Origin of the sequence: Streptomyces sp. NPDC059255 (assembly GCF_042752355.1) — a bacterium.
Lineage (GTDB): Bacteria > Actinomycetota > Actinomycetes > Streptomycetales > Streptomycetaceae > Streptomyces.
The window spans coordinates 63918-77591 of record NZ_JBHYZP010000008.1 but is presented as its reverse complement, the minus strand read 5'-3'; the positions used below and the strand labels follow the sequence as shown (position 1 = coordinate 77591).

Here is a 13674-nt window from a genome sequence, read left to right as displayed (position 1 = left end):
CCCTGCGAACCTGAAGGACCGATCCGGGCGCCATTGATACCGTGACGGTATGAGTGATCTCCACGTGCGACAACTCCGGTACTTCGTGACCGTCGCCGAGGAGTTGCACTTCGGGCGGGCGGCGCGGCGCCTGGACATGGCGCAGCCCCCGCTGTCCCGGGCCATCCGGGAGCTGGAGCGGCAGTTGGGCGTTCCGCTGCTGGAGCGCACCACCCGTCAGGTCCGGCTCACACCTGCCGACGAGGTCCTGCTCCGCGACGCCCGGACCGTGCTCGATGCCGTCGCGGCGGCCGTCCGGCGCACCCGGCACGCGGGCCGGCCGGAGCCGGGCCTGCGGCTGGCGCTGAAGGCCGACTACGACGGCGGGCTCCTGCCGCGGATCCTCGCCGCGTACCGGCAGGAGGCGGCGGCGCTGCCGGTCGAGCTGGTACTGGGCGGGAAGAACGAGCAACTGCCCGCACTGCGCGGCGGCCTGGCGGACGTCGCGCTGCTGCCCATCCCCTTCGACACCCGGGGCCTGGACGTCGAGCCGCTGCTGACCGAGCCCCGGCTGGTCGCCCTGGCGGCAACCGATCCGCTGGCCGCCCGTCCGGGCCTGCGCCTGGCCGACCTGGCCGGCCGGACGCTGCCCGACGGAAAGCCCGCCGACCGGGAGGGCCTGCCCCCTCCCGGCGCCGGCGGCGGGGATTCTCGTCGGAGCACCGGTGGCGGGGACCCCCGTCAGAAGCCGACGGTCGACGCGCCGCAGCCGTCGCTCGCCGCGGCCCGGCCGAGGATCATGGACCTGGCGCAGATCTTCAGCCTCATCGAGCTCGGCAGCATCATCTGGTTCCCGCCCGCGTCCGTCGCCCGCCGCCACCTCCGCCCCGGCATCGTCTACCGGACCGTGGGCGACCTCCCGCCGCTCACCCTCGCCTTCGCCTGGCCGCAGGAGTCCCGGTCACCGGCCATCGCCGCCCTCGTCCGTACGGCCGTCGCCGTCGCGGAGGCCGTCCGCCCCGCGGACCTCGTCACCCCCTCGGCAGACGGCGGAGCGGCGTAGGAGGTCGCGTGCTTGACCTTGACACGGTGACAACGTCTTCACTGTGGCCGAGGAGGTGATCCCGATGACCTTGCCGAAACAGGACACCGACAGGATCCGAGTTCTCCAGGGGCTGGAGAACAGCAGCGCGTCGACGCGGCTGCGGGCGGCGCTCGCGGTCGGCACGACCCCGGACCCCCGGTTCATCGAGGGACTTGTCGAACGATGTGCGATCGAACCCGAGTTCCACGTACGGGAGATGCTGACCTGGGCACTCACCCGCCACCCGCCGTCGATGACGGTCCCGGAGCTTCTCCACGCACTCCGCTCGGAGCACGCTCAGGCACGAAGCCAGGCCTTGCACACGCTCTCCAAGATCGGAGACCGGCAGGCGTGGCCGGCGATCACCCGGGCGCTTCTGACCGACGCCGACGACGAGGTGGCGCGGACCGCCTGGCGGGCGGCGGTCGTGCTCGTACCCGAAGGCGAGGAGCCCGGGCTGGCCGCAGTATTGTCGACACAGCTCGGGCGGGGTGAACGTGAGACGCGGCGGAGCCTCAGCCGGGCACTGATCGCGCTCGGTGAGGCGACGGTGCCGGCGCTGCACGCGGCGATGACGGATCCCGGGCCTCACGTGCGGCAGCACGCGATCGCCACGGAACGGCTGTTGCGCGACCCGGACGCCGGATTCGAGTTCGCGGTCGAGGAGGCGAAGCGCATCGTGGCCCTCGGCGGGACCGGCACTCAGGAGGGGTGACAGGCAGTGCTGATCGGTGAGGTGGCACGACGCTCCGGGGTCAGTGCCCGCATGCTCCGGCATTACGACTCCCTCGGCCTGGTGCGGCCGACGGGCCGTACCGACGGCGGCTACCGGGAGTACTCCGGCGAGGACATCCGGCGGATCTTCCACATCGAGAGCCTGCGGTCACTGGGACTGTCGCTGCGTGAGGTCGGGTACGCGCTGGACGATCCCGGCTTCACGCCCTCGGAACTCGTCGACGACCTCATCCGCCAGACGCGGGAACGCATCGCGGGGGAGACGGCGCTGCTCACGCGACTGTGCCGGATCGGCGCAGCGGAGCCCGCCGGCTGGGAGGACGTCCTCCAGATCGTCGCGCTGCTCCAGGCGTTGGGATCGACGAGCGCCGGGACGCGCCAGCGCGCGGCCCTGTCCTCGGCCGAAGAGGGCTCCCTGCCGGTGGAGACACTGGTCGAGGCGGCGCTGAGGGAGGCCGACCCGCACGTCGCCGGAGCCCTCCGATGGGCCTTGGCGCAGTCGGGCGGCGGAGCACTGCCGCTGCTGGCGGAAGGACTCGGCTCACCCGTGGCCGAGGTGCGCCGACGCGCCGTCCGGACCATTGTGGAGATTCCGGACGGTGAGGCGACCGTCCTGCTGCGGGACGCGCTCACCCACCCCGACCTCGTGGTCCGCAGGTACGCGGCCCTTGAGCTCGGAACACGGGGGGTGCCCGACGCGGTGCCGACGCTCATCGACATGGTCGTGGAGGAGACGCTCGACGTCGACGCGGCCGACGCGCTGAGCGTGCTGGCGAGCTGTTCCGCTTCGGCGGATCGCATCGCCACCGGGCTCGTCGACGGCCTCGCCACCGGTGAGCCGTCCGCACGCCGCCGGCTGGCACAGGCGCTCGCGGACATCCCCGGAGTCGCCGCGGCACGGGCCCTCACGGACCTGTCACATGACGGAGACCGTACGGTCGCGCTGACCGCGGCGTACGTTCTCGGGCTGCGAGGCCCGTGATGAACGGCCGGGCGCGGTCGGCACGTACCGGACGCCGCCGCCTCAGGCCGGGCCCGGTGGGACGCCGTCGGGATCCGTGGTCAGGGCTTGCAGCATCCGGAGGATCTCGGTGCTGATGTCCTCCGCGGTGGCCCGGTCGAAGAGCGCGGTGGCGTAGGCGAGCGTGCCGGTGACACCGCCGAGGCCGGGCTCCTCCGTGAGGTGGAACAGCAGGTCGAACTCGGTGTGCGGTACGGGTACGGGGCGCGGCCGGGCGGTCAGCCCCGGGAGGCGGGGCGCCTCGTCGCCGCGGAGCGCGGTATGGGTGACGGCGACCTGGAAGAGCGGGTGCCGTGCGGCGGAGCGCTCCGGGTTGACCAACTCGACGAGCCGGTCGAAGGGATACTCCTTGTGGTCGTGCGCGGCCAGCAGACCGTCCCGGACCCGCCCGATCAGCTCGCGGCCCGTCGGCCGCCCGGAGGTCGCGGTGCGCAGCACCACGGTGTGCACGGCGCAGCCCACCAGGTCGTCGAGGGCCTCCGTGCCCCGGCCGCTGACGGCCACGCCGACCGGAATGTCCGTACCCGCGCCGAGGCGGGTGAGCGCGGCGGCCAGGGCGGCGTGCCACACCGTGTAGGGGGTGGCGGCGCACTCCCGCGCGACCCGGTGGATCCGCTCGTGGGCCGCGGCGTCCACGGAGAACGCGAGCGTGGCCGCGCCCTTGCCGGCCGCCCTGGAGCGGGGCCGGTCCCGGGGCAGCGGCAGCTCGTCCGGGAGCCCGGCGACGGCCGCGCGCCAGTACCGCGCCCCGGAGGCGGCGGTACTGCCCGGGTCGGCCTCGTCGCCCGCCCGGTCGCGCAGCCACCGGGCGTAGTCGGCGTACTGCGGGGCGGGCGCGGCCCAGGCGGGGGGCGCGCCCCGGAGCCTGCTGCCGTAGGCGGTCGCGAGGTCCCGCAGGAGAGGGGAGAGCGACTCGCCGTCCACCGCGATGTGATGCATGACCAGGAGCAGCAGGTACCGGCCGTCGGTGACGCGGAAGAGCCGCACGCGGAACGGCGGCCGGCGCAGGAGGTCGAATCCGGTGCCGAGTTCGGCCTCGACCGCCTCGTCGAGCCCGGCGGCCGGCACATCGGCGCCCTTCAGGTCCAGCTCCGCGGACCCGGGCGGCAGGATCCGCTGGACCGGGCCCCCTTCCGTGTACGGGTAGACGGTCCGCAGGACCTCGTGGCGGTCGACGACATCGCCGACGGCCGCCCGCAACGCGGCGGTGTCGAGTGTCCCCCGCAGGTCGAGGGCCGTGGTGGTGAGGTAGTCGGGCCGGTGGTCCGCGAGGTAGTGGATGGTCCACAGCCGTTCCTGCGCGGGGGAGAGCGGCGCCTGGTCCGGGCGGGGGCCCGGCGGCGGCACCGCCGGGAACGCGGCCCCCGTGGCGGGGGCGTCCGGAGTGCCGGCGAGCCGCCGCTCCAGCGCGGAGACCGTCGGCGCGTCGAAGAGGTCCCGCACGCCGACCCGTACCCCCCAGTCCGGTACGGAGACGGCCCACGAGCCGCATCGCGGCGAGCGAGTTGCCGCCGAGCGCGAAGAAGTCGTCGTCGGCGGCGACGGGCCCGGTACCGAGCGTCTCGGCGAACAGTGCGGCGATGACCTCCTGACGCGGGGTGCGCGGACCGCGCGTGCCCCCCGCGCCGGGCGCGGGCAGGGCGGCCGTGTCGACCTTGCCGTGGGCGGTCAGGGGCAGGGCGCCGACCGTGACGACCGTCGCGGGGACGAGATAGCCGGGGAGCACCGCGGTGAGCCGGTCGCGCAGCGCCGCGGGGTCGACGGGGGTACGGGGGACGACGTACGCGGTGAGCGTCCTGCCGGTCCCCGCGGCGTGGGCGGTCACGGCCGCGGCGGCGACCTCGGGTTCGCGGCACAGCGCCGCCTCGACCGTCCCGGGCTCGACGCGGAACCCGTTGACCTTCAACTGCCGGTCGGCCCGGCCCAGGAAGTGCAGCCGACCCTCGGCGTCCCAGCGCCCGAGATCGCCGGTGCGGTACAGGCGCGCGCCGGGCGCGCCGAACGGGTCGGCGACGAACCGTTCCGCGGTGAGCACGGGCGCGCGGTGGTACCCGGCCGTGAGCCCGGCCCCGGTGAGATAGATCTCGCCGGGCGCTCCGGTCGGCACCGGCCGGAGCGCCGTGTCCAGCAGCGCGACGGACGTGTTGTCGATGGGCCTGCCGATGGGCAGCGGCTCGTCGCCGAGAGGGCCCTCAGGGATTGGATGGCCGAGGGCGAAGGTGGTCGTCTCGACGGGACCGTAGTAGTTGACGATCCGGAGGCCGGGGGCCGCCCGCCGGGCACGGCGGACGGCGGCGGGCGCGACGACGTCACCGCCGGTGGACACCTCGCGCAGTCCGGCGAGGACGCCCGGGGTCTCCTCGCTGATCAGCGCGAACAGACCGGCGGTGAACCAGGCCGCGGTGACCCGGCCCGCGGCGACGACGGCGGCGTAGTCGTCGAGGTCCAGGTCGCCCGGGGGAGCGATCACGGCCTGACGGCCGGTCAGCAGCGGCATCCACAGCTCGTGGACCACGGGGTCCCAGCTGTGCGAGGAGTGGAAGAGCACCCGCGCGTGCCCGTCACCGAGGAAGGCACGGTCGTGGACGCGCGCCAGGATGTTGCCGTGGGTGACCGCGACCCCCTTGGGGACCCCGGTCGAGCCCGAGGTGAACATCAGACAGGCGGGCGCGTCCGGCGGGATCCGCAGCCCGGGGTCGGTCGCGGGCCCGCCGGCCGCCTCCGCCGCCGCGACACCGGGGCCGTCCAGGACCAGTTCCGCGCCGGCCCGGGTGAGCAGGTCGCCGGCCGCCGCGGGCGGCAGGTCCTCCCGCAGCGGAACGCAGACCGCGCCCAGCTTGGCGAGGGCGAGGAAGACGACCGCGACCTCGGCGGACCGCTCCAGGCGCACGCCGACCGGGGTGCCGGGGCGCACGCCGCGGCCCAGGAGGTGGTGGGCGAGCCGGTTGGCGCGGGAGTTGAGCTCTCCGTAGCCGGTCGTCCGGCCGGCCGACCAGAGCGCGGGCCGGCCGGGACCGGCACGGACGACCGCCTCGAACGCCTCCGGAAGCGAGCCGTACGGCACCGGGCGGTCCGGGCCGCGCCCCCGGGCGGGCAGCCGCTCCCGGTCCTCGGGGCCGAGGAGGCCGATGTCGCCGACGCGCGGGGCGCCGGGCCCGGCGAGCGCCCGGCACGCCTCGGTGACGAGCCGCCGGATGTCCTCGGCGCCGCCGAACCGGGCCGCGCCTCCCGGCTGGAGGTAGCAGCGGAAGTCGAGCCGGCCGGCACGGGGCAGCACCGCGAGGGCGAGGGGGTAGTGCGTGGAGTCGTGGACCTCCGCCACGGTGACCCGCAGCCCCTGTCCGGGATCGCCGAACTCCTCCGACTCCAGCGGGTAGTTCTCGAAGACGAGCAGTGTGTCGAAGAGGCCGCCGGAACCTGCCGCCTCCTCGACGGCGGCCGGACCGAGGTGCTCGTGGCCGAGCAGCCGGACCCGGGCGGCCTGGACGGAGGCCGCGAGATCGGGGAGGGGAAGGGCGGCGGGGAGCCGTACCCGGACGGGCACGGTGTTGATCAGCAGGCCGACCATCTCCTCGGCCCCGTCGAGTCCGGCGGGCCGGCCGGCGACCGTCACACCGAAGACCACGTCGTCCCGGCCGGTGAGGTGGCCGAGCACCAGCGCCCACGCCGTCTCCACCAGGGTGTTGACGGTGAGTCCGTGGCGCGCCGCCGTCGCCGTCAGCGCCGCGGTCGTCTCCTCCGGCAGGGTGAAGGTGTACGGCGTCGACGGCTCCGGCCCGGCGTTCCGGTCCCCGTCGCCCACCCGGGTCGGCTCGGCACCGGCCAGTTCACGGCGCCAGACCTCCCGTGCCCGGTCGGCGTCCTGGGCCGCCAGCCACGCCAGATGGCGCCGGTACGGGACCGTGGGCGGCAACTCGGTGCCGTGGTACAGCGCGAACAGCTCCCGGAGCAGGATCGGCACCGACCAGCCGTCGAGCAGGGCGTGGTGATGGGTGAAGGCCAGGGACCAGCGCCGGGCCCCGGTCCGGGCCAGGGTGAAGCGCAGCAGCGGCGGCCGGTCCGGGGAGAACGGCTTGCGGTCCTCCGCCAGGTGCTCACGGAGCGCTTCGGCGCAGAGCGGCCCGGACTCAGGGTCCAGGGTCCGCCAGGGCGGGGTGACCCGCTGGGGGATCACGCAGAGCGGTTCCGCCGCCTCGCCGGCCCGGAAGGCACCGCCGAGATGGGGGTGCCGGCGGAGCAGGGACCCGGCCGCCGCCCGCAGCCGCCCGGGATCGACGTCCCCCGCCGGCCCTTCCAGATCGAGGACGAGCTGGACGACGTACGGGTCGTGGTGGGCGGTGCCGTCCTCCGGCGCGGTCAGCGCGTGGAACAGCAGCGCCGACTGGAGCGGCGCGGTGGGCAGGAGGTCCGCGAGGGGCCCCAGCTCGGCCTCGAAACGGTCGAGGCGCGCCTGGGAGACGGACACCAGCGGGAAGTCGGACGGGGTGTGCCCGCCCCCGTCGGTGTCCGCGTGGTGCTCGGCGAACGCTTGGAGCGCCGCGCGCCAGGAACGGGCGAGCGCCTCGGCCCCGGAGCGGTCGAGGACTCCCTCGGCCCAGGTGCACGCGAAACGGAACCGGGGCCCGTCGTCACCGGGCTCCACGAAGGCCTCGGTCTCCAGGGCGTGGGCGACCGGCAGCGCCGGGTCGGCCTCGCCGCGCAGCGATCCCGGCAGCGGCTCGAAGGCGCCGTCGCCGGGGCCGTCCTCCGTGTCGAAGCGGCCCAGGTAGTTGAAGCCGATCGGCGGGGCGCCGGCCGGCCGGGCCCGGAGCGCGGGGTCGGCGCCGTGGCGCAGCAGGCCGTACCCGATGCCCTGGTGCGGTACGGCGCGCAGCCGCTCCTTCATCCGCCGCACCGCGTCGCCCAGGCCCGCGCCCCGGGCCGTCAGGCCGTCCCAGTCATCGGCGCGGACGTCGAGCAGCGCCGGGTGGACGACGGTGAACCAGCCGACGGTGCGCGACACGTCGAGACCGGCCACCTCCGCCAGGCCGGGATCGCGGCCGTGGCCCTCGACGTCGACGAGGACGGGCCCGCCGCCCCGATCGCCGGACCAGCGGTGCACCGCCAGGGAGAGGGCGGTCAGCAGGATCTCCGGGACCTGGGCGTGGAAGCGGTGGGGGACCTCGGTGAGCAGGGCCCGGGTGGCGTCCGCGTCGAGGGAGAAGCGCACGGTGCCGGTGGCGCCGACGGTGCACCCCGAGGTGTCCGCGAGCCGGTGGCCCTGAGGGGCGCGCTCGAGGATCCCGGCCCACTGTTCGGCTTCTTCCGGCGACGGGACCGCTTCGGCGAGCCTGCGGGCCCAGGCGCGGAACGGGGTGGGCACGGGCGGCAGTTCGGCGGGACGTCCGGCGACGGCGGCGGCGTGGGCCGTCGCCAGGTCGGGCAGGAGGACACGCCAGGACACCGCGTCGACCGCCAGATGGTGAACCACCATCAGCAGCAGACCGCCGCCGTCCTCGCCGGACGCCCGCCGACCCGCTTCGCCGTCGTCCAGCCAGACGGCGTGCAGTACGACACCCTCGCGGGCCGACAGCCGGCGCCGGGCCCGCTCCCGCTGCCGCTCCACCTCGGCCCGCGGCTCGTCGGTCGGCACCCGGGTCAGGCACGCCTCGGCACGGACCGCCCCGGCGGGCCGGATCGTGATCGGACCCGCGGAGCCCGGGGCGCCGGGCGCGATCAGACGCAGGGTGTCGTGATGGTCCAGCAGGGATTGCAGCGCCGTGACCAGGGTGGCCGCGGTGGCGTCGGGAGGTACCCGGCAGAGCACCGACTGGGCGAACGAGTCGCCGGGCGCGCCGGCACCTGCGAGCCAGTGCATGACCGGCGTACGGGGGAACGCGCCGACCGCCTCCTCGCCGGGCCCGGGCCCGGCGGGCGCCACGGCCTTCCCGGCGGCCCGCGCCAGCGCCCGCGGGGTCCCCCACTCGAAGACGTCCCGGGGGGTGATCAGCACACCGGCCGCGCGGGCCCGGTTGACCAGGCGGATGGCGAGGATGGAGTCCCCGCCGAGCCGGAAGAACTCGTCGTCGGGGCCGACGCCTTCGACACCGAGGAAGGAGCCGAACAGGGAGACGAGCAGCTCGGCGGCGGGCGCCTCGGAGGAGAGCGCGGCGGGAGTGGGCCTGGCGGAAGCGGGTCGCGAGGAATCAGGCCCGGACGAATCAGGCCCGGAGGAAGCGGGCCCGGAGGAATCGGGCCGGGCGGGAGAGGGCCCTGAGGAAGCGGGCCGGGCGGAAGCGCCCGGCCCACTCCCGTCCGGCGCGGGCTGGGCGGGCTCCGCCGGGCGCAGGGCGTCCCGCTCCTCCGGGGAGAGGACGGTCACCGCGTCGTACGGCCGCTCCGGGTCCGCCACGACGGCCGCGGCCAGCCGCTCCAGCGCACGCAGGAGGAGTTCGGCGGTCCGCCGCTCGAACGCCTCGGCGTCGTACTCCAGCACGACGTCGAAACCGCCGGCCGCGTTCTCCGTGAACTCGAAGAGCAGCCCGAACTTGGCCATCGACCGGCCGAGGACGAGCGGCGCGCAGCGCAGCCCGGGAAGCTCCGGCACGGTCGGTGCCCCGGAGTGGAGCGTGACCATGACCTGGAACAGCGGGTGGCGGCCGAGCACCCGGGGCGGACCCACGGCGTCGACGACCCGGTCGAACGGCACCGGGTGGGCGAAGGCCGTGAGATCGGTGTGGCGCGCCCGGTCGATCACCTCGGCGAAGCCGGGGGAGCCGGAGAGATCGGTGCGCAGGACCACCGTCTCGGCGAAGAACCCGACGAGGTCGTCGAGGCCGGCGGCGTCGCGGCCGGCCACCACGGTCCCGACGGGGATGTCGGTGCCCGCGCCGAGCCGGCTCAGCAGACAGGCGACCGCGGCGTGCAGCACCATGAACGGGGTCGCGCCGCGCTCGGCCGCCAGCTCCGCCACGCGGCGGCCCAGCGCGGGTTCCCACACGAGGCCGACGGCGTCGCCCCGGTGCGCGGGGGCGGGCGCCGGATCGTGATCCGTGGGCAGCCGGAGGGCGTCGGGCAGGCCGGCCAGCACGTGCCGCCAGTGGGCCAGTCCGGTCGCGAGTCCGCTCCCGGGCCGGCCGGCGTCGCCGAGCAGCCGCCGTTCCCACAGCGCGTAGTCGGCGTACTGGACGGCGAGCGGGGGCCAGGCCGGGGCGCCGCCCCGGGTTCTGGCCGCGTAGGCGGCGGACAGATCCCGGGCGAGAGGGCGCAGCGAGTGCTCGTCGGCCGCGACGTGGTGCAGCACGACCAGCAGCGTGTGCTCCTCGGGCCCGGTGCGGAACAGCGTGACCCGCCAGGGGAGTTCGGTCGTGAGATCGAACCCGTGGGTGGCCTCGGCACGTACCGCCGCGTCGAGCGCGGCAGCGGGCACGGCGCGCACCGTGAACGGCGGATCCGGCCGCTTCAGCACCGCCTGGCAGGGTTCCTCCGCGGTGTCGGGGAAGACCGTGCGCAGGCTCTCGTGCCGGTCCTGGACGTCGCCGAAGGCGGCGCGCAGCGCCGCCGGGTCCAGGGGACCGTCCAGCCGGACGGCCAGCGGGATGAGATAGGTGGCGGCCCGGCCCTCCAGCCGGTGCAGGAACCACAGCCGGCGCTGGGCGTACGACGCGGGGACACGCGCCGGGCGGGGCCCGGCGACCGGCCCGCGGGCCGCCCCTGCCGGGCCGTCGTGCGGACCGCCGGCCGGGCTGTCTTCGGAGCTGCTGATCAGAGCGGCCAGGCCCGCGACGGTCTGCCGCGCGAACACGTCACGCACCGAGACGGCCGCGCCCGTCCCGGCGGAGATCAGCCGCGCGAGCCGGTTGGCCAGCAGCGAGTCCCCGCCGAGCGCGAAGAAGCTGTCGTCGGCGGTGAATCCCCCGCCGCCCAGGACCTCCGCGAACAGCCGGTACACAGTCGCGGCGGGCCCGTCCACCGGCCCCGGCGCCCCGGCGGCCCGCCCCGCCGGATCCGGCCGCCCGGCGCGCAGCCGCCGCACGTCCAGCTTCCCGTTGGGGGTGAGCGGGAAGGCGTCCACCACATGCACGGCGGAGGGCACCAGATGGGCGGGAAGCACCGCCGCCACGGCGTCGCGGAGCCCCCGCGCGTCCGCCGCCGGGGCGACGCCGTCGGCCACCACGTAGCCGACGAGACGCCGGTCGCCCGGCCGGTCCTCCGTCACCAGTACGGTCGCGGCCGTGACGCCGGGCAGCCCGCTCAGCGCGGCCTCGACCTCTCCGGGCTCGATCCGGAACCCGCGGATCTTGACCTGCCGGTCGGCCCGGCCCAGGTATTCGAGCCCGCCGTCCGCGCGCAGGCGCGCCAGGTCGCCGGTGCGGTACATCCGCTCGCCGGGCGCGCCCGACGGGTCGGCGACGAACCGCCGCGCCGTCAGGCCGGGCAGGCCGTGGTAGCCGCGGGCCACCCCGGGGCCCGACACGTACATCTCACCCGGAAGACCCGGCGGTACGGGCCGCAGCGCGGCGTCGAGCACCTGGACGCGCAGGTCGGGCAGGGGCGTTCCGACGAGGCTGCCCGCCCCCGCCGCGGCGGCGTCGGCACCGAGGCGCCGTACGGTGACATGGACCGTCGTCTCGGTGATCCCGTACATGTTGACCAGCCGGGGCGCGGTGTCGGCGTGCCGGGCGTACCAGTCGACCAGCCGCCACGGCTCCAGCGCCTCGCCGCCGAAGACGACGTACCGCAGCGCGAGCCGGGCACCCGCCGACGGGCGCCGCGCATCGGCCTCGACGAGCTGGGTGAACGCCGAGGGCGTCTGGTTGAGCACCGTCACCCCCTCCGCGACGAGGAGGTCGAGGAAGTCGTCCGGGGATCTGGCGGTGTCCTCGCCGACCACGACGAGGCGGCCCCCGTACAGCAGGGCGCCCCACAGTTCCCAGACGGAGAAGTCGAAGGCGGTGGAGTGGAAGAGGGTCCACACGTCGTCGGCGGAGAACCGGAACGCCTCCTCCGTCGAGGTCAGCAGCCGTACGACGTTGGCGTGGGTGACGACGACACCCTTGGGCCGCCCGGTGGAGCCCGAGGTGAAGATGGTGTAGGCGGCGTCACCGGGACGCGGGCGCCGGGCGGGCCGTCGCTTCTCGCCGGCGCCGGACGGCTCGTCCAGCCGCAGGACCGGCACGTCCGGGTGCGGGGAGGCGCCCCCGCCACGGGTGATCAGCAGCGCGGGCGCCGCGTCGGCGAGGGTCGCGCGCAGCCGCTCGGCGGGGTACACGGGGTTCAGCGGTACGTAGGCCGCACCGGCCTTGAGGACGCCGAGCACCGCCACGACCAGGTCGAGCGAGCGGGGCAGCGCGATGGCCACGAACCGGCCGGGGAGCACTCCGCGCCCCGCGATCCTGCGGGCCACCTCGTCCGACCGCTCCGCGAGCTGCCGGTAGCTCAGGGACGCCCCGTCGTGGACGACGGCCGTCGCGTCGCCCCGGACACCGGCCTGCCGCTCGAACAGGTCGACGAGGGTGTGGGCCGGCCGCTCCGCGCCGGGGGAGGGAAGGGCGGGAGCGACGGGCAGGCCGGGCGCCCCGAGCCGGCCGGCCGGCAGGGTGTCCGGCGCGTCGGCGACGGCGGCCAGCGCCGCGAGCAGCCGGTCCCGGTGGGCCACGACGTCCTGCTCGGTGTGGCGGGCCGCGGAGGCGTCGATGTCGACCCGGAGCGCCGGCTCCCCGTTGTCGTAGACGCCCACGGCCAGCCCGTCGGTCCGCCCGGGTGAGCCCTCGTGCACCGTCGCCCGGCATCCGGCGAACTCCAGGCCGGTGTCCATGGACATCAGGTTGACCGTCGGACCGGTGATCCGGCGGCCGCCGTCGAGCGCGCCGGCGTCGCGGAGGATGTCCTCCATGCGGTAGCGCTGGTGCCGGAGCACGGCCGTGATCTCCACCCCCGTGGCCCGCGCCAGCTCCGCCACCGGGCGCGCCGGATCCACCGTCAGCCGGACCGGCACCACGTTGGAGGCGGTGCCGAGCGCGTCGCGCGCCGCCCGGCCGGCCCGGCCCGGCACCGAGAGGCCGAGGACGACATCCCGTCGCCCGCTGTCCGCGTGCAGCAGCAGGGCGGTGGTCGCGCAGACCAGGGCGGGCCACCGTACGTCCCACGCGGCGGCCCGCTCCCGCAGCCGCGCCCACCGCTCCGGCGCCAGCCGCGCGGAGCGCCGGAGATGGCCCGAGGCGCCCGGCGGCACCGGGCCCTGCGCCAGGACCGGGGCGTCGTCCAGGCCCGCGAGCCGCTCCGCCCAGAACGCGGCATCGTCGGCGAACCGCGCCGAGGCCCGGTAGCGGGCGTCCTCGGCGAGCAGGGTCTCCACCCGGTCGAAGACCCCGTCGTCGACGGGGAGTCCGGCGCAGAGCGCGGTGTACGCCCCCGCCACCCGGCGGAGGAACGTCGCGAGCCCGGCGCCGTCGCACAGCAGGTGGTGGAAGCGCACGCACCACAGGTAATCGCTCTCGGACACCTTTACCAGTGCGTGCTCGAACAGCGGAGCCACCGTGAGGTCGAACGGCCGCTCGTACTGCGCCGCGACGAACCGCTCCGCCGCCTCCGCCGGCCGCTCCGCCCCCGACACGTCGACGCGGCGCAGCGCCCAGACCGGGTCCGGCTCCACGAACTGGCGCGGCCCGTCCGGGGTCCCGGCGAACCGTACGCGCATCGTCTCGCTCCCCGCGACGACGAGGCGCAGCGCCCGCTCGAACCGTTCCGCGTCCACCGGGCCGTGGATGTGGACGTACTGCCCGACGACGTAGCGCAGCCCCTCCGGATCCAGCTCCTGCCCGAACCACAGGCCCGACTGCGCCGCCGACAGGTTCCGTCCCGCTTGGCTCGGCAC

4 protein-coding genes and 1 pseudogene are annotated in these 13674 nt (G+C 75.9%); 3 read left to right on the top strand and 2 right to left on the bottom strand.

Annotation, left to right across the window (positions count from 1 at the left end):
* Positions 1–49 precede the first annotated feature (49 nt).
* The 3 genes from ACFXKG_RS13150 (at position 50) to ACFXKG_RS13140 (ending at position 2780) form a co-directional block, all read left to right on the top strand.
* Positions 50–1042: a LysR family transcriptional regulator gene (locus ACFXKG_RS13150; RefSeq protein ID WP_384836690.1), complete on the top strand. Its 993-nt coding sequence runs from the start codon at positions 50–52 to the stop codon at positions 1040–1042.
* A 64-nt stretch (positions 1043–1106) separates the two neighbouring features.
* On the top strand, positions 1107–1778 hold the full coding sequence (locus ACFXKG_RS13145; protein WP_384836687.1) for a HEAT repeat domain-containing protein: 672 nt from the start codon (positions 1107–1109) through the stop codon (positions 1776–1778).
* A 6-nt stretch (positions 1779–1784) separates the two neighbouring features.
* A complete protein-coding gene (locus tag ACFXKG_RS13140) occupies positions 1785–2780 on the top strand; it encodes a HEAT repeat domain-containing protein (RefSeq protein WP_384836685.1) in 996 nt (331 codons plus the stop codon).
* 42 nt (positions 2781–2822) lie between these two features.
* Here the strand turns inward: ACFXKG_RS13140 and ACFXKG_RS13135 are convergent, their stop codons facing one another.
* Together ACFXKG_RS13135 and ACFXKG_RS13130 are read right to left on the bottom strand one after the other, a co-directional pair.
* The gene (locus tag ACFXKG_RS13135) at positions 2823–4166 is read right to left on the bottom strand and encodes a condensation domain-containing protein (RefSeq protein WP_384837029.1); all 1344 of its coding nucleotides are present in this window, start codon (positions 4164–4166) and stop codon (positions 2823–2825) included.
* 169 nt (positions 4167–4335) lie between these two features.
* Positions 4336–13674: pseudogene (locus ACFXKG_RS13130) on the bottom strand (amino acid adenylation domain-containing protein); the annotation flags it as partial.